The organism is Methanosarcina baikalica, assembly GCF_031461075.1.
Taxonomy (GTDB): domain Archaea; phylum Halobacteriota; class Methanosarcinia; order Methanosarcinales; family Methanosarcinaceae; genus Methanosarcina; species Methanosarcina baikalica.
The window spans coordinates 1-16619 of sequence record NZ_JAVKPK010000007.1 but is presented as its reverse complement, the minus strand read 5'-3'; the positions used below and the strand labels follow the sequence as shown (position 1 = coordinate 16619).

Genomic DNA, 16619 nt, shown 5'->3' with positions numbered 1-16619 from the left:
ATCTGTTTATTTGGAGAATGGTATGCATCTTAATGTATTCACAGATAACCCAACCGTACCAATAGATGTAAAGGACAGGTCTATAAGCGAATTGATGGACGGAATGCTCAAAACAGGTTTCCAGGGACGGAAACTGGCCGAGTCCGTTCAGGCCTGGCATAACATGCTAAAAGAAAACAATATGACAGTGCTTATGGGCTTATCCGGAGCTATGGTTCCTGCTGGCATGCGCAGGGTTATTTCTTATATGATCCGGCAGAGGATGATAGACTGCCTTGTAAGCACAGGGGCGAATCTGTTCCATGATTCCCACGAGGCCCTCGGCAAGAAGCATTATGTGGGCTCCCATCTTGCTGACGACGAAAAACTCTTCGAGCACGGCGTGGACAGAATATACGATGTCTTTGCAGTAGAAGAAGAATTCAGGAGCGCAGATAACCTCATTGCCGATTTTGCAGAGGAAATCGGAGAAATTTCCTGTTCATCAAGGGAGTTCATTCACCTGCTAGGAAAGGAACTTGTAAGGCGTGGAGCGTCAGAGGATTCTATAGTAGTGAGTGCATACAGGCAGAATATTCCGGTCTTTGTTCCTGCACTTTCTGACAGTTCAATAGGTATCGGGCTTACCATTGCAAGAAGAAGAGGATTTAAACTTGATATCGACCAGATAAAAGATGTTGATGAGATCACGCAGATTGTGGAAAAATCCGAAAAAACCGGAGTTGTCTATGTTGGAGGCGGAGTTCCAAAGAATTTTATCCAGCAGACCGAAGTAATAGCTTCTATCCTGGGAATGGATGTTGGAGGGCATGATTATGCAATCCAGTATACTTCCGACTCTCCACACTGGGGAGGACTTTCAGGTTGTACTTTTGACGAAGCTGTTTCCTGGGGAAAGATCGCAGCCCAAGCAAAAAAAGTCCAGGTTTTCGTGGATGCTACTATTGCTCTTCCGATCGTTGCTCATGCCCTGCATGAAAAATGCCGTGGACAGAAGCGCATTGCCCCCGTTTTTAACTGGGAAGGGCCTGAAGGGCTTGATATCGGTTATAACGAGTAATCACATTACAAATCTTTATTATATTTGAAAGCTTATAACATAAGACGAGAAGGAGAAGAGTAAATGGGTAAAAGAACTCGAATAATTAACGATCCTTCCTATTTAGTACCATTACTCAGGACTTTTGGGTCAAGAACTCACAAAAAGATATTCGATGCACTTTCAAACAAATGGATGACCAGAACAGAGATAGACGAATTCATGGGTACAGACTCATCAAAAAGCCTTCATATCCTGAAAAAAGCAGGGCTCCTTGAGAGCCAGTGGAGAGTTCCCGAGGCAGGACAAAAACCCTCCAAAGAATACCACAGCTCCTATTCCAAGGTTCAGGTTAACTTTCAGTGTTCTTTTGAAGATCTTAGCGATATCATTATGCTGACCTTCAAGCCATACGAGGAGGTCAAAGATGCCATGGAAGAACTGGAAAGGCTGGTAGAAGAAGGTAATACCTCTATGAGCAATCTCACGCGTGCCCTTAATAAAAACCCGTTCTATATCTGTGCTGTTGCCAGACGGTCTGAAAGGCTTTCGGTAATGGGACAAAGGTTAAAATTAATTGAAGATGTCGAGGAGAATTACGATTGATGATTAAAATCCTCCAGACTAAAAGTGGAGTAACCAAGTTTCAGGTCCTTATTGAAGTTGCAGCCCACCAGCCCAATGTCAGACAAAAGGAAATTGCCGCTAAAATCGGAATAACCCCCCAGGCAGTTTCGGAATATATCAAGGAGCTTGTAAATGATGGGCTGATTGTTACTGAGGGCCGCGTCAGGTACAGGATCACAAAAGAAGGCGTGGAATGGGTTCTTGAAAATGCCGTAGATATGAAGCGTTACGCTCGCTTTGTTATGGAGGATATAATCAGTCATGTTTCAACCTGGACAGCCATCACAAAAGAGGATGTAAAAGAAGGCCAGCAGGTTTACCTGAAAATGGAAAAAGGACTCCTGTACGTAAGCAGCACGGAAAAGACAGGTGCATCAGGCACTGTCATATCCGATGCAGCCGCAGGGGATGATGTAGGAGTAACCAGCCTCAAAGGCCTGATCGACCTGGAAAATGCGACAATTACAATCTGCAAGGTTCCAAGGATTGAGCGCGGAGGGTCAAGAAAGGTGGATATCGAGCGCCTGAAACCATTGGCAAGCTCTAAACCCTATATAGCAGCTATCGGTGTAGAAGCGCTTATCGCTCTGCGCAAGATAGGCGTAAGCCCGAATGTTATGTTCGGAACCAATGAGTCAGTTATCGAGGCTGCATACCACGGTTTATCATCCCTTGTGGTTTCAGTGGATGAGCAGGTTGCTTCTCTCCTTAACAGGTTGGAAACCGAGAATCTGGAGTACGAACTCGTAGACCTGACACTCGAGTAATTTCTTCTGACTTTTTACAATGGGGCCGTAATTCCCTTCCTCGGCAGCTTCCGGCGAAGACAGAAGGTGGCAGGTAGGGATAAAAGCCATACTTCTACAATATTTGTTATATTATTCGTTACTTTCTTATCCATACAAGGCCTTATGTACCTTGTTTATTGTATTTTTGCCCTGTAGTTGATTACCTTCTTAAACACAGATCCGAACCCCCGGGTAAGAAGCTTTTATTTTCCAAACAGATTGTCAGTTAACGGATAATTTTTCTCAGAATTTTTCCCGAATGACTATATTTTCCAGAATAATTGTCAGTTGCCAGTTATTTCAGTTTTGTCGCGTTTAACTGCATATTTTTATCTATAGAGCATATTTTATTAATATAATGAGGAGATTTTCCATGAAGCTGATTGCACTTTCCGACACTCATCTGAAAACCAGGGAAATTCCCCCGCAACTTCAAACACTTCTTGAAGAGTCTGACCTTATCGTCCATGCAGGGGACTTCAGTACTATGGAGGCCTATCAGGCTTTCAACGCCAGCGGAAAATTGAAAGCTGTTTTCGGAAATGATGATGCTTCCGATCTTAAGCAGCTCCTTCCCGAGAGGCTGAAATTCGAAGTTGAAGGGGTAAAAATCGGAGTGGTGCATGAAGGAGGACTTTCGGTAACTGATACGACTGCGCAGGGTTACCTTGCAAAAGAAATGGAAGTAGACATCCTGATTTTCGGGCACCTGCACCGTCCTTTAATTGAGAAAAGGGATGTTGTTCTTGTTTGTCCGGGCTCTCCTACCAAACCCAGGATGTCAAATCCGAGTGTTGTGGAACTGATTATTGAAAAAGGGAATGTTAGCGGCAGGATAATTCCTCTTGAAGGGGACACCTGCGGATATCTAAAGTTCCGGGATGCCCTGAAAAAACGTAATCAGGAAGAAGGCCTGGATGAAAAAAAGGTCTGACCGGACTTACAGAGATAGGCCTGAAAAAGAATTATATCCTCAATTACGCCTGAATAATAATTTTAAATACCGGTTTATTTATTGCCTGAGTTCCGGCACATGCTCAGGACCAGTCACGAAATAATGTAGGTACATTTTTACACCGTACTTAACTATTCTCATATGCAGCTTCCTCGATTTGGTTCCAAAATAATTGTTACCGACTTATTTCTAATAAGCCCTTAGCTAAGTGAGGTCTCACGCACTTTATTTTTGCGAGTTCTACCAGTTCACATTGTCTCCAGTTTGAACATTACACCTGTGCCCTGAAGGCTCAAGTATACCTTATCCCCAAACTCGAGAACCTTCTCTACACTAACGTTGCTATTCCAATTATATATAAAATCGTAGCTACCTTGCATGGGTTCGAAACCCAGAGACGTCAGTCTTCGATTAATCTCTGATGGACGGGCACCTTCACTGCTGAACCAGACCAGAAGATAGGTTTTCACAGGATCATCTCACATTTCAATTTCTTGATTATTTTATCGTTAATTCGCATTCGAACACATAATTCGCATTCAAACACATATTCCTCATTTTATATCATGTCTCGTTTATTTATCTATATTTTGCCTCTTTTTGTCCAAAGACAGTATAAATAAAAATATTTGCTAATCAATCAAAATGTTAAATCAACCCGAGAAATGTAAATGTACAAATCCGGGTAAAATGGAGGTTTAAATGGAGAATAAGGAGAGAAATTTGGGAAAAGAATACGAAGAAGATGAATAAAGGATAATAAAAAAGAAGGAATCAAGAGATACAAAAATTTCCGGAAAACCCAAAAAGGAAAAAATTTCAAAATTTGAAAAAAATTAAGGGGTTTTCCCCTTCGTTTATCTATTATTTAATTCTTATTCTCTTTCTTTAAGGGACTCGAGAGCCTTTTTAATCATTGCACGGTAATAATCTGTATCAGTAGAGTAGTGTTCTTTTGCAAGTTTTGAGTTCGGGTCTTCCTCTGCCTCAACTGCCCTTATCCTCTCAAGAGTTTGCTTTGAGGTATCGAGTACCCAGAGGTCCCGGGCAAGTCCGTCTACCTGCTGGATGGATTCTGGGCGTATAGAGGTCAACACATTACCGTCATCTGTGGTATAGGTGCTGGTTTTGCCCACGACTGCCACAAAAGCTGGAAGTTCGCAGTCGGCAAGGAATTGGGCTGCTTCGGGCTGGTACTGTCCGGCATAGACTAGGAAGGAACCTGTTGGGTCTGAAACCCTTCCCCTCCAGTATTCGGAGTCGGTTCCGATATCTTCTTTTTCTATAAGTGTGCCTACAAGGAAGATGCGGTTTACTTTAGCTCCTGTTGGGGTTAGGACATACTGTGGTGCGTACTGGTCACTTTCATCCCTTGATGTCAGGTTCGAATCTTTCAGCTCCTGGGCAAAGACCCTGCGGGCTACTTCCCTGAAAAAGCCTGTCATTTACTCCACCTCCAGTTCAGTAAGCATTTCCTCAAGGAGCTCTCTGTCCAGAGAAGTCCTTGGAGTAATCGAATCCACAAGGATATAGCGGTCAAGCTTGTGCCCGCTGACAGTATAATATCTGCCCACAAGTTCGTGTTTCAGTTTGTCCAGCACAACTCCGGGGTCAAGGGCATCTGCGGCCATTGCAATTGCAGTATCGAGAGAAAGTCCTGTAAGCTCTTCGGTAAGTTCCCTGTTAATCAGAGCATCCTGAGTTGAGGATCCCGAATCCAGGACCGCTTTTATCCTGAGGTCGTATTCTCCCTTTACTTTCCCGTGTTCTGCACAGGCACCCTTGGCCAGAGCCCTCTTGCACTCGGGGCAGCGCTTTATAAGGCCTGAGCCGGTTTGAATGTCCACCATTGCTCCGAAGTATGTGAAAGTAGATGTTCGGACCTCGATATCTTCATCAAGTTCTTCTATGGAACTTGACCTGTTAAGCTGGATCTGAGCCTTGCCGTCCCATTCATTGATAACTACATTTTTCAGCATGTAGCTTTTGCCTTCTTCCATATCCGGAAGTTCGGAACTGGCCCAGTTAGTGAATTTGATAACACCTGTCTGGTCTCCTAAAAGCCCTGCCTGCTCAATCGATTCATGGGAGTTTTCCCAGAGCTGGACTACTTTTCCTCTAACTGTAGCCCACTGGCCACCAATAAGATCGGCAATATTCCTGAGCTCTGCTTCTCTTGCAGTCGGCGTGAAATCCCCGCCCCCTACCTCGATGGGTTCATCCAGCTTTTCTACTGAACTGTTCTTGTTAATCTGAACCTGGAACCTGCCATTGTACTCTCCTACAACAACACTCTTGAAGAGGTAACTCTCTCCCTGCTCAAGCTTAGGCAGTTCAGCATTTTTCCATTCGGTAAACTTTATGATTCCTGTTTCATCCCCCAGGAGCCCTACCTGAGATATGGATTCGTGAGTATTTTCCCAGAGCTGGGCAACCTTTGCCTTAAGGTTTGCCCATTGCCCGTCTTCCGAGATGTTCACAATCTTGGTAAGTTGGGGTTCAGCCTGCCTCACGTAAAATTCATTTTTAGGAATGGAATATTTCTTCAAAAAGTAATTGGTCACGCTGCGCTGGGCTTCGTTGGAAGGAACTTTGAATTTCGTGATCAGTTCGTCGAGTCTGCTTTCGATGTCCTCGAGGGGCACATCGATTCCAAGCTTTAAAAATCGGTCTCTAATAGATTCTGCAGTTTGTTTCATTCTTTCTACCTCAAGCCTCTTGGTTATCTTTATAGTATAGAGAGGCGTTCCAAAGTACAACGCCACATGATATAAACCTGAGGAAAGCGGAGTGAAAGTATTTGATCTCAGGAAAGAAATCATGCCTGAATGATTAGTTTTAGGGACGATAAAACCCTAAAAAGAATTTGTCTCTAAAATTCACTCTTCTTGTAGGGAATATTTATTTTTCCAGGCTGCTTTCATATTTCCCAAAGAAATACTAACCGCTTCCGGCTTGATTTTCACTTCAAAATTATTTCAACGTTTCATTTGAAGTTTCTTTTAATAGACCTATGTTCTCAAGCCATACTTAAATTTATTTATGAAAAATATCTTGTTTGTCTACTCATACGTGTCCTGCTGAAATCCTTGAGAGATGTCCTCAGGGATTTTCCTGGAAGGGCGTGACTTATAGTTTCTAACGTACACATTTATACCTAATTTACTCAAGACTCTACAACCATGCAAAGCACCTGCAACCCGGAATAAAGGAAACGCGAGCACAACTTTTCCTATGCTGGCGGGGATTCATCTTCGGGGTTATCAACTAATTTGGTAATTACTATATTAAATATTGAACAGTAAATCGAAATCTCGATATAAACCAATCTTTACGAAGTTGCCCTGACTCTCAATTGTTAAGACGTGTAAGGTATAAAATGCAGGAAATGTCTCTCTGGGTTATAAATTAAATACTTTTGCAGACTCTGAAAAAAAGACAAAGATGCCCTGTAAAAGATACAACCTTAAATAGAATCCTGTCAGAAACAACGATCTACAAATATTGTTAATGTATTAATTATTTCCTGAGCTACGGCTCAGGTCTGCAGGCCCCCAGTCTCGAAAAAGCTTGAATAACACGATTTTTATCGGGCTTCTAATATTCCTGCCCTCATAGTCTTCAGATTTGCTGGAAAAAAGCTGGAAAAGTAGGAGGAAGGCCTAATTTCGGAGTTTATCCGGCTTATGTTCTGGAGCTGTTTACCTTGTATGGATAAACTTATTTTTTAATTATACAGAGATTACTTTTTTATTGTAGGTTATCCCTTATACAGGCATAACATCCAGTATATATTTAGATTAAATTATTCTGTTTAGACTTTCGAAGGTAATGTATAAATTCTAAAAAAGGATCTTTAAATCTATGAAAGCTATTATCCTTGCAGCCGGAGAAGGGTTGCGCTGCAGACCTCTCACTCTTACTCGTTCAAAAGTAATGCTTCCTATCGCCAACAGGCCCATTCTGGAGCATGTCATAGCTTCGCTTGAAAAAAATGGGATAACCGATATTATATTGATTGTCGGATATGAAAAAGAACGAATAATGGACTATTTTGAAGACGGGCTGAACTTCGGGGTGAAAATTAGATATGTAGAACAGAAAGCTCAGCTTGGCACTGCACACGCAATTGAACAGGCAAAGAAATTTATCGGCCCCGAAGACTCAGAATTTCTAGTGCTGAACGGAGATAATCTGGTTGAACCAAAAACTATAGCCGATCTCATTAAGAATTACGGTGGAGTCGCAAGCCTTCTAACAGTGAGGATGGAAGAGACGGCAGGTTACGGTGTGGTTCTTAAAGAAAAAAATAAAGTTACAAGGATCCTGGAAAAAAGGCCCGGAGATCTGAGCCGTATTGTAAATACCGGAATTTATGTTTTTACGCCGCAGATCTTTGAAACCATCGAAAAAACCCCGATATCCGAAAATGGAGAGTATGCAATAACTGATACTCTGCAGATTATGATAGACGAGGGAAAAACAGTTACTTCCGTCCCGACAGAATCAAAATGGCTGGATGCTGTCCATTCCTGGGATCTGTTAAAAGCAAATGCCATAGTGTTAAATTCCTCCAGGAATCTGAAGGTTGAAGGAGAAGTGGAAGAAGGAGTTGTAATTCGGGGAAAGGTAGCAATAGGAAAAAACACAAGGATTCGCTCCGGAACTTACATTGTAGGTCCTGTTGTTATAGGAGACAATTGCGATATAGGCCCCAATGTTGTTATCCTGCCCTCCACAACAATAGGAGACAACGTATCGATCAGGTCATTTACCGAGATCCAGAATAGTATAATAATGAATGACTGCAGGATATACTCGCACGGGCAGATCTCCAATTCCATAATTGGAAGCAATAATACAATTGGCTCAGGTTTCTTTGTTGAAGAAAAAGAAGGTCTGTTGATCACTATGAATAAAACTCTTCATCGAGCCCCCAGACTCGGTACCATATTTGGAGACGATAATCGGATCGGGAACAGCGTACTTGTGAAAGCCGGAGTAACTATAGCTGTCGACTGCCAGGTAGAATCTGGAAATACCATATACAGAGATCTGTCCCGTCATTCGGTAGTTCTTTAATTTCAAAAGGGGTAAAAAAATGTGTGGAATCGTAGGATATGCAGGGGAGAATTCTGCTGCATCTGTTATTATAGAGTCCCTCAAAAAACTCGAGTACCGTGGATATGACTCCGCTGGTATTACGGTTCTGGGCAGCGGACTCGATACTTACAAATCAGTAGGTAAAATTGTAAATCTCGAAGCCGTACTCCCGAAAGGAATTGGCGGAAACTTAGGAATAGGCCATACCCGCTGGGCAACCCACGGACGTCCAAGCACGGAAAATGCCCACCCGCACAACTCTGGAAATCCATGTAAGATTTCGGTCGTGCATAACGGGATTATCGAGAACTATATGGCATTGAAAGAGAAGCTGACTGCAGAGGGATACGAGTTTAAGTCGGAAACAGATACAGAAGTGATTGCACATCTCCTGCACAAGCACATATATGAGAAACCTAACGGAACAGAAGCAAAATGCGAACTCCTTACAGGACTCAGAGAAGCCCTGAAGGAAATTGAGGGCTCCTACGCCCTTGCGATTCTCTGCGCTGACGAACCTGATAAACTCGTGCTCGCTCGAAAAGACAGCCCTCTTGTTATAGGACTTGGCAAAGGGGAAAACTTTGCCGCATCGGATGTAACTGCTTTTTTGAATTCTACAAGAGACGTTATATTCGTAGATGATTTTGACACAGCAATTCTAACTCCTTCTAGTGTAGAGATCTTTGACAGAGAAGGAAATGTCAAGGAAAAGAAGATAGAAAAGATAGAATGGGACTTTGAAGCTGCTGAAAAAGCTGGTTATGAACACTTTATGCTTAAAGAGATTCACGAGCAGGTGAGTGCAATTCATAATACCCTCGCAGGCAAGGTCTCGGAGCTTGAAGGAACCATAGATCTCAAAGAACTGAACATGAGCGAGGAGGAGATAAGGAAACTTTCAAGGGTTCAGATTCTGGCATGTGGGACCTCCTGGCATGCAGGGCTGCTTGGAAAATACCTTTTTGAGCAGCTGGCAGGAATTCACTGCGACATAGATATCTGCTCGGAATACAGGTACAGAAGCCCGGTTATGAATGATGGGACTCTTGCAATAGCAATCACCCAGTCGGGAGAGACTGCAGATACCCTCGCAGCCGTTCGGGAGATCATGTCTTACAATTGCCCTACTCTTGCAATAACGAACGTTGTAGGAAGCACCATTACCCGAGAAGCCAATAGTGTACTATATACCATAGCAGGGCCTGAGATAGGGGTTGCGGCGACCAAGACCTTCAGCACTCAGCTGATCCTCCTTTATTTGCTTGCAGTAAAATTTGCTCTCGCAAGAGGCAAGTTAAGCCCTGATTATGTTAAAAGATTCATTACGGCAATCCGGAAGGTGCCGGGCCAGATTCAGCAGATTCTCAACCAGAAAGAAGCAATAAAGGAATGTGCAGAGAACTTTGCTAATTCAAAGAGCTACTTCTTCCTTGGCAGGCATCTGAACTATCCAATTGCCCTTGAAGGGGCTCTCAAACTAAAAGAAATTTCCTACTTGCATGCAGAGGGCTTTGCCGCTGGAGAGCTTAAGCACGGGCCAATTGCCCTGCTTGAAAAAGGAACACCGGTAATCACAATTGCAACAAGAGGACAGACTTACGACAAGGTGCTGAGCAATATAAAAGAAGTAAAAGCAAGGGACGCGATTGTTATCGCAGTGGCTGATAACACGGATACGGAGATAGGAAAGTATGCAGATATAGTCCTCACAGTTCCGCGGAGTGATGAACTGCTTTCTCCGTTGCTCAGTGTTGTAGTTCTCCAGTTGCTTGCTTACTATACTGCTCTTGCTCGAGGTTGCTCTATTGATAAACCGCGCAACCTTGCGAAAAGCGTCACTGTAGAATAATGAAAAGACTGAATATTTATAATTGAAAAATCGAGAGAATTCGAGAAAAATACACTTCATGAAACTTCGGAGTGGGATACATGAAACTGTTCGGATCTTCAGGAATAAGAGGAATCGCAAACAAGGAAATCACGCCCGAACTTGCACTTAATGTAGGGCTTGTATTGGGAAGCCGGAAAAAGACTGCAGTTATCGGGAGGGATCCAAGAGTTTCGGCCCCGATGATCGAACATGCTTTGATTGCAGGACTGACAGCATCAGGTTGTGCTGTTACAGAGGTAGGCCTTGTTACCACTCCAACCCTGGCATACGCAGCCAGAGAATACGAATGCGGTGTAATGGTCACAGCCTCCCACAACCCTTCTGAATATGTGGGGATCAAACTCTGGAATCCTGACGGCATGGCTTTTGATTCGGCTCAGCAGGACGAGATTGAAACAGCTATTGAAGATAAGAGCTTTTCCAGGGTTCCCTGGAACCTGATAGGCAAATTCGAAGAAGACGGAAATGCTATTCGGGATCATATGAATATGATTAAAAAGCTCGTCGGAAGTTCCAGCCTGAAAATCGTGCTGGACTGCGGATGCGGGGCAGGAGGGACAATCAGCCCTTATCTCCTCCAGGAACTGGGCTGTGAGGTAATAACCCTGAATGCCCAGCCCGATGGCCACTTTCCTGCAAGAAATCCGGAGCCGACAGATGAAAACCTTTCCATGCTCAAGAAAGCTGTTGTAGATTTCGGAGCCGATCTGGGAATAGCGCACGATGGTGATGCAGACAGGATGATGGCAGTAGACGAGAAAGGCAATTTTGTGTCAGGAGACGAGCTGCTTGCAATTTTCGGGCTCTTTGAATGCAGAGGCAATAAAGGGACAGTTGTAGTGCCTGTGGACACGTCGATGATGGTTGACGATTCTCTTAAAGGTTCGGAAATTGTGAGGACAAGGGTTGGAGACGTCTATGTCGCAGAAGGCATAAAACAGTGCGGAGCTATCTACGGAGGTGAGCCTTCAGGAAGCTGGATTTTTCCGAAGATTTCCTACTGCCCGGACGGGATTTATGCGGCCGCAAGACTTGTTGAGATTTTGAAGGATAAAAAATTAAGTGAGCTTCGAGAAGAGCTTCCCAGGTATGCCACAAAAAGAGGGGCTTTCCCCTGTGCAAACGAGAAAAAGGCAGAGTTTATGGGAAAAATAAAGGTTAAACTCGAGCCCCTGGGAAAAGTCCTTGATATCGACGGAATCCGTGTGGAAATGGAAAATGGCTGGGTACTTGTCCGCCCCTCGGGCACAGAGGCAAAAGTGAGAATTACGGCTGAAGCCCGGGAAAACGTTGATGAAATTTTTGAGATGGCTAAAAACCTAGTAACGGAGGCGCTTAAATGAAAGCAGTTGTCCTTGTGGCAGGCAAAGGCACAAGGATGGAGCCTCTTACTTCTGGCTGTCCTAAAGTCATGCTCCAGGTCGCAAACAAACCCATACTCGAGCATATCCTTAACTCAGCCATAAAAACAGGCATTGAGGGTTTTGTCTTCATCACAGGTTATCAGGAAGAGAAGATAAAAGAGTATTTCGGAGACGGGAGCAGATGGGGAGTAAGCATAGATTACGTACGGCAGAGGGAACAGCTAGGAACTGCAAATGCAATAGGGTATGCAAGGGGATATGTTGAGGGGGAGTTCCTTGTACTTAATGGGGACATGCTTATCGGGCAGGAGGACTTAAAAGCCCTGCTTTCAAGGACAGAAGAAGCTGTCATCTGCGTAAAAGAGGTGGAGAATCCATCTGATTTCGGAGTTCTTGAGACCGAAAATAATAAAGTGATCAGAATAATAGAGAAACCTAAAAATCCTCCCACTAACCTTGCAAATGCCGGAATATATCTCTTCAGGGAATCTATATTTGACCTTATTGACAGGACCCCGGAATCGGTGAGAAAGGAATTCGAGATTACGGATTCCATCCAGATGTTGATCGACAGCGGAGCAGCTGTAGGCTACAGCCCCCTCGAAAGCAGGTGGATAGATATAGGGTACCCCTGGGACCTTTTGAAAGCAAACGAATACCTCCTGAAAGACCTTAAGGGCATGTGCGAAGGCACGGTAGAGCCGAATGCAACTATAAAAGGTGAGGTTGTAATCGGAAAAGGCACCCTTATAAGAAACGGCTCTTATATTGAAGGGCCTGTGGTAATTGGGGAAAACTGTGATCTAGGGCCGAATTGTTTTATCCGCCCCTCCACTGCAATCGGAAATCACGTTAGAGTCGGAAATGCTGTGGAAATTAAGAACACAATTATAATGGAAGATACCCATGTGGGGCACCTGAGTTATGTAGGAGACAGCATCATCGGGCGCCGTTGTAATTTTGGGGCGGGCACGAAAGTTGCAAATCTCCGTCATGACGGGAAAAATATAAAAGTAATGGTGAAAGGAAGGATTCTTGACTCAGGCAGGAGAAAGCTCGGAGTGATTATGGGAGATGACGTGCATACCGGTATCAATACAAGTATAAATATCGGCGTGATAATGGAAAAGGGAAGATATACGTATCCTGGAGAGGTTGTCAAGCATTGATCCTGACATTGAAATTCTGACAAATAAGGTCAGAACCCTTTCCCCTAAAAAATAAGGAGGAAAGGGCATTTTAAATTAATTTTTTTATTGAGCTCATGGATAAAAATGCTTTAAAGTCCAGAGCACGGTGTTTCGGAAGAAACCTTTAGTTTCCACCTTTAAAGAATCCTCATTCATGCTTTTTATGGCTTCCTTAAAGGGGTCTTTCGAATCAAGCACTCTTTTTACTGTTTGCTCATCGGTTTCCACTTTTATGGTAGGCCCTAACTTAGAGTTTGGGTCCGTAGAAGTATCATACCTATAAAACTCCCCTATTTGTCCTCCTCTCATAAGTAAAGTCACGTAAAGCATTTCGCCGTTATCAAGTTTAATTTTTCCGGAAATTTCTTCACTGGCCACAAGCCTTTGGAGAATTGCGGGAACTTGATCGAAATTCTTGTTATAAAGCCCGGCTTTTTCACTCAGTTCTGTAAAGAGATCATTATCAGCAGTAGAATTCTCAGGGGCTTCAAAAAGGTCGGCTTTCCGGATCTCACCTGCATTTGAGGCCGCACCTGCGATCGGGACAAACAAAAGCATAATGAGAAGGAAAAAACTCAAAGCCTTGATTTTGTTGCAATGAATCATAATTGAGAATAAGAGGTAGGGATATAAAAAAAGTTATCGATACAGGTAAATCCAAAAAAAGACAAAAATAGTTACAATATAAGTTACATTGAAATTCAGGTCTTGAGGGTGAGTTATTGAAAACCATAAGCAAGAGAATCTCTTTTCATTTTTCACAAATATAGGGGACTATACTCTTTCTTCAGGATCGATATAACTCAAAAATAACTTACGGATAAGACTGAAATTCAATTAAAAATTAAAAGAAAAATCAAGAAACTTTGAATAACATTTCTAAATAAAAGTAAAATTTAAAGTAACCCTAGTGTCGAGTCAACAACAAAATGTCGTATAAAATCGATTGCAACTATTCAGAATCATTGAATCTTTGAGGATTGACGCAACACTAGTAAAGTAATCAAATCTATTTTAAAGGAATTAAAGCCGGTAAAAATTAAAAGCTAAGTAATAAAATAAAAATAAAATTTTACCGGCGCAGTGTTTACGGAACGACAAATTATCAAAGTTTGAGAGAGGGCCTGAACACCTCGGAACAGTATTTGTCGAAGACCTGATCTTCAACTTGTTCGAATATTTTTTTGTAGTCCTTTGACTTCGGATCGTGCTTGCTCATAGTTTTCTTGACTTCAGAGTTCATCTTATCAAGAGTTTTCTGGTCGAAACCTTCCGTGTTCTCCATAGTAAACATAAAAATCATGCTCTGAAACTACCCGTATCTAGTACTGAGATTCTTAAGTCATTAGTCTGCTAATTACCAGCGTAATATTGCTGTACAATTTTAAGAATTGATATATATTAGTCAGGCAATTTACCAGACATTAGTCATAAATTTTCAAACGATGTTTGAAAATAATTTTAATTCAATAAGTTAGGATTTTATATTATTAATATAATATATTAGCTTTCTCTTTTACATCAGATCTTCATGCGCATTATAAAGGGCTACACTCTTAAAATTCCAACATTAGAACCTTTAGAAAGCCTGTTATTTTACACAATCAGTGATTCAAGCATATTTCAAATAATAAACCATTTATCTGTCTACTCATATAAATATTTTACACTTATATAATGTCCCTCAGGACATATGCACTGATAAATTGCATATCTGAATATATAATAATTGCCCGAGGCTCGAAGAACAGACCTGACAGATGGCTACCGCGCAAATGCCTCGATAGCAATATTTCAGAAGGCCATTTTCTTAACTCTCCGAACCAGGTGAGCCTTTCGCAGTCGAATATCCGGATTAGTTTATAGGGTTAATTTTATTAGCTCTTCGGATCACTATAGAGGTATAGAAAAGTATTCGAGTTGATAACAAAGTGCGACCAGTCTCACAAAGAGTGAACGCGAAAAAAACTCCTGAAAACAATACCGAGTTTGTGAAGTCTACTTCCGAGCTTCTTATTCTGAAGCCCGAAGGTTATCCGTTAAGCGGCATGATGGACGAATATCCTGTTATTGAAAATAGGGATGTTTTTGAATTCTATGCCAGAGAACAGTGGAATGGGTATGTTGCCCGCAAGGGAGATTATCTTTTTGACCGACGGATGTTTCCGGATTTTGCTTACCGAATTATAGATGTGGAACCTGCAGAATCCATGATAGGAAACTCAACCTCAATTATCGTAACTGAAGAGGAAAACGGCCTTCCATCGTCTACGGAAATAAAGACCAGTGTTATATTCGAAGATGTAGTCGGGCAGGAAACTGCAAAGCAAAAATGCAGGCTAATTGAACGTTTCCTCGAAGAGCCCGAGCGTTTCGGGAAATGGGCGCCAAGAAACATTCTTTTTTACGGGCCCTCAGGAACCGGAAAAACAATGCTTGCAAAAGCCCTCGCAAACAAAACCGATGTGCCCATCATTCCTGTAAAAGCCACCCAGCTTATAGGGGAATTCGTGGGAGACGGAGCCCGCCAGATTCACCAGCTCTACGACCGGGCGGAAGAAATGGCTCCATGTATCATTTTCATTGACGAACTTGATGCCATAGCCCTGGACAGGAAATTCCAGGAGTTAAGAGGAGATGTAAGTGAAATCGTAAACGCTCTCCTGACCGAAATGGATGGTATAGTGGAACGCGATGGAGTATGTACTATCTGCTCCACAAACCGGATTAATTCCCTGGACTCCGCTGTAAGAAGCAGGTTTGAAGAAGAGATCGAATTTGTTCTCCCTGGAGAAGAAGAGGTTCTCAGGATCTTCGAATCAAATGTAAAAACCTTCCCCTTGCCGGTAGAGGACTGCGATTTCCAGGCTCTTGCAAAGAAAACAAAAGGGCTTTCGGGCAGGGACCTTGTGGAAAAGGTTTTGAAGACAGCTCTCCACCAGGCAATTATTGAAGACAGGGAAATTGTAACAGGCAAGGATTTCGAAAAAGCTCTTGCAAAACTTGGCAGAAAAGGACTTCCTCAGGATCCTTCTGAACTCTATGTTTAAGCTGTAAAAACTCTGTTTAAGCCGAAATACAGATGCGTTACTTTTAAGCTGTGCCGCTTTTAAAGTACCTTACTTTTTAAGGTACTTAATTTTTAAAATAGCATACTTTTGAGTGTTTCATCGATCGTAAATTAATATTCTTTCAGAATATACACATACTTGCATTCCGTTCTCATTTTCCGTGCTGTGTATATTCTGGCTTTCTGCATACAGGTGAGCTTAGAAGAAAGTTTCCTGCTGCTTTAGAGTCGAGTCTCCTGGAGAAGCAAGCCAGAGCGCAGTTTCAGATAATAAAGAAAAGCAGAGCTCTTCGCTGTTTTTCATGGATTAATATAATTTCCCAGCTGGAAAGCGACCACGCTAAAGAGATAAACATCAATCTTATGGAAAAATTTATGATTAGAAGCAGGACGACGACCGCTAATAAAATCATTTATGAAGCAGTTGGCTGTGGAAATTTGTACAGGTAAAGCTGTTAACTGGTGGAAGCTGTTAAGGAATTAAATCCTTCACTCAGTTTCCAGCTGTCTTTTACTCTGCTGTGGTATAATCAAACATTTCTATATAAAGGTGGATTTGAATATGCTGCTAATAAGAAGAAGCTATTTC

14 protein-coding genes are annotated in these 16619 nt (G+C 42.5%); 9 read left to right on the top strand and 5 right to left on the bottom strand.

The genetic code is table 11. From position 1 onward, the window contains the following. Positions 1–22 precede the first annotated feature (22 nt). The 4 genes from RG963_RS02785 (at position 23) to RG963_RS02770 (ending at position 3388) form a co-directional block, all read left to right on the top strand. The gene (locus RG963_RS02785) at positions 23–1060 is read left to right on the top strand and encodes a deoxyhypusine synthase (protein ID WP_310574756.1); all 1038 of its coding nucleotides are present in this window, start codon (positions 23–25) and stop codon (positions 1058–1060) included. Positions 1061–1123: 63 nt separating this feature from the next. Continuing rightward, positions 1124–1645: an ArsR family transcriptional regulator gene (locus RG963_RS02780; RefSeq protein WP_310574755.1), complete on the top strand. Its 522-nt coding sequence runs from the start codon at positions 1124–1126 to the stop codon at positions 1643–1645. Next, a complete protein-coding gene (locus RG963_RS02775; protein WP_310574796.1) occupies positions 1645–2433 on the top strand; it encodes a DUF7839 domain-containing protein in 789 nt (262 codons plus the stop codon). The genes RG963_RS02780 and RG963_RS02775 overlap by 1 nt, the downstream gene beginning before the upstream one ends. 394 nt (positions 2434–2827) lie before the next feature. After that, positions 2828–3388, top strand: a complete 561-nt coding sequence (locus RG963_RS02770) for a metallophosphoesterase (protein ID WP_310574754.1) — start codon at positions 2828–2830, stop codon at positions 3386–3388. A gap of 269 nt (positions 3389–3657) precedes the next feature. Here the strand turns inward: RG963_RS02770 and RG963_RS02765 are convergent, their stop codons facing one another. The 3 genes from RG963_RS02765 to RG963_RS02755 all read right to left on the bottom strand — a co-directional run bounded on the left by RG963_RS02765 (position 3658) and on the right by RG963_RS02755 (position 6108). Next, positions 3658–3879 (bottom strand): hypothetical protein, encoded by a 222-nt coding sequence (locus RG963_RS02765; protein WP_310574753.1) that lies wholly within the window; start codon positions 3877–3879, stop codon positions 3658–3660. Between the two features lie 405 nt (positions 3880–4284). After that, positions 4285–4854 (bottom strand): RPA family protein, encoded by a 570-nt coding sequence (locus RG963_RS02760; protein ID WP_310574752.1) that lies wholly within the window; start codon positions 4852–4854, stop codon positions 4285–4287. Next, a complete protein-coding gene (locus RG963_RS02755) occupies positions 4855–6108 on the bottom strand; it encodes a replication protein A (protein WP_310574751.1) in 1254 nt (417 codons plus the stop codon). Positions 6109–7273: 1165 nt separating this feature from the next. Between RG963_RS02755 and glmU (RG963_RS02750) the strand changes: the two genes are divergently transcribed. The 4 genes from glmU (RG963_RS02750) (at position 7274) to glmU (RG963_RS02735) (ending at position 12939) form a co-directional block, all read left to right on the top strand. Next, positions 7274–8491, top strand: coding sequence for a bifunctional sugar-1-phosphate nucleotidylyltransferase/acetyltransferase (gene glmU, locus RG963_RS02750; protein ID WP_310574750.1), 1218 nt, complete (start codon positions 7274–7276; stop codon positions 8489–8491). Between the two features lie 19 nt (positions 8492–8510). Then, positions 8511–10364, top strand: a complete 1854-nt coding sequence (glmS, locus tag RG963_RS02745; RefSeq protein ID WP_310574749.1) for a glutamine--fructose-6-phosphate transaminase (isomerizing) — start codon at positions 8511–8513, stop codon at positions 10362–10364. An 80-nt stretch (positions 10365–10444) separates the two neighbouring features. Next, a complete protein-coding gene (gene glmM / locus RG963_RS02740) occupies positions 10445–11749 on the top strand; it encodes a phosphoglucosamine mutase (protein WP_310574748.1) in 1305 nt (434 codons plus the stop codon). Next, a complete protein-coding gene (gene glmU / locus RG963_RS02735) occupies positions 11746–12939 on the top strand; it encodes a bifunctional sugar-1-phosphate nucleotidylyltransferase/acetyltransferase (protein ID WP_310574747.1) in 1194 nt (397 codons plus the stop codon). Before glmM ends, glmU (RG963_RS02735) begins: the two co-directional genes overlap by 4 nt. 93 nt (positions 12940–13032) lie before the next feature. Here the strand turns inward: glmU (RG963_RS02735) and RG963_RS02730 are convergent, their stop codons facing one another. Further along, positions 13033–13566, bottom strand: coding sequence for a hypothetical protein (locus RG963_RS02730; RefSeq protein ID WP_310574746.1), 534 nt, complete (start codon positions 13564–13566; stop codon positions 13033–13035). A gap of 499 nt (positions 13567–14065) precedes the next feature. Continuing rightward, entirely contained in the window at positions 14066–14245 is a 180-nt protein-coding gene (locus RG963_RS02725) for a hypothetical protein (RefSeq protein WP_310574745.1), read from the bottom strand. Positions 14246–14891: 646 nt separating this feature from the next. On the opposite strand from RG963_RS02725, the gene RG963_RS02720 reads away from it, so the two are divergent. Then, positions 14892–16010 (top strand): AAA family ATPase, encoded by a 1119-nt coding sequence (locus RG963_RS02720; protein WP_310574744.1) that lies wholly within the window; start codon positions 14892–14894, stop codon positions 16008–16010. Positions 16011–16619: the final 609 nt, after the last annotated feature.

Coding starts and splice junctions, on each gene's coding strand:
- RG963_RS02785 (WP_310574756.1), top strand. CDS start 23: ATGCATCTTAATGTATTCACAGATAACCCAACCGTACCAATAGATGTA.
- RG963_RS02780 (WP_310574755.1), top strand. CDS start 1,124: ATGGGTAAAAGAACTCGAATAATTAACGATCCTTCCTATTTAGTACCA.
- RG963_RS02775 (WP_310574796.1), top strand. CDS start 1,645: ATGATTAAAATCCTCCAGACTAAAAGTGGAGTAACCAAGTTTCAGGTC.
- RG963_RS02770 (WP_310574754.1), top strand. CDS start 2,828: ATGAAGCTGATTGCACTTTCCGACACTCATCTGAAAACCAGGGAAATT.
- RG963_RS02760 (WP_310574752.1), bottom strand. CDS start 4,854: ATGACAGGCTTTTTCAGGGAAGTAGCCCGCAGGGTCTTTGCCCAGGAG.
- RG963_RS02755 (WP_310574751.1), bottom strand. CDS start 6,108: ATGAAACAAACTGCAGAATCTATTAGAGACCGATTTTTAAAGCTTGGA.
- glmU (WP_310574750.1), top strand. CDS start 7,274: ATGAAAGCTATTATCCTTGCAGCCGGAGAAGGGTTGCGCTGCAGACCT.
- glmS (WP_310574749.1), top strand. CDS start 8,511: ATGTGTGGAATCGTAGGATATGCAGGGGAGAATTCTGCTGCATCTGTT.
- glmM (WP_310574748.1), top strand. CDS start 10,445: ATGAAACTGTTCGGATCTTCAGGAATAAGAGGAATCGCAAACAAGGAA.
- glmU (WP_310574747.1), top strand. CDS start 11,746: ATGAAAGCAGTTGTCCTTGTGGCAGGCAAAGGCACAAGGATGGAGCCT.
- RG963_RS02730 (WP_310574746.1), bottom strand. CDS start 13,566: ATGATTCATTGCAACAAAATCAAGGCTTTGAGTTTTTTCCTTCTCATT.
- RG963_RS02725 (WP_310574745.1), bottom strand. CDS start 14,245: ATGGAGAACACGGAAGGTTTCGACCAGAAAACTCTTGATAAGATGAAC.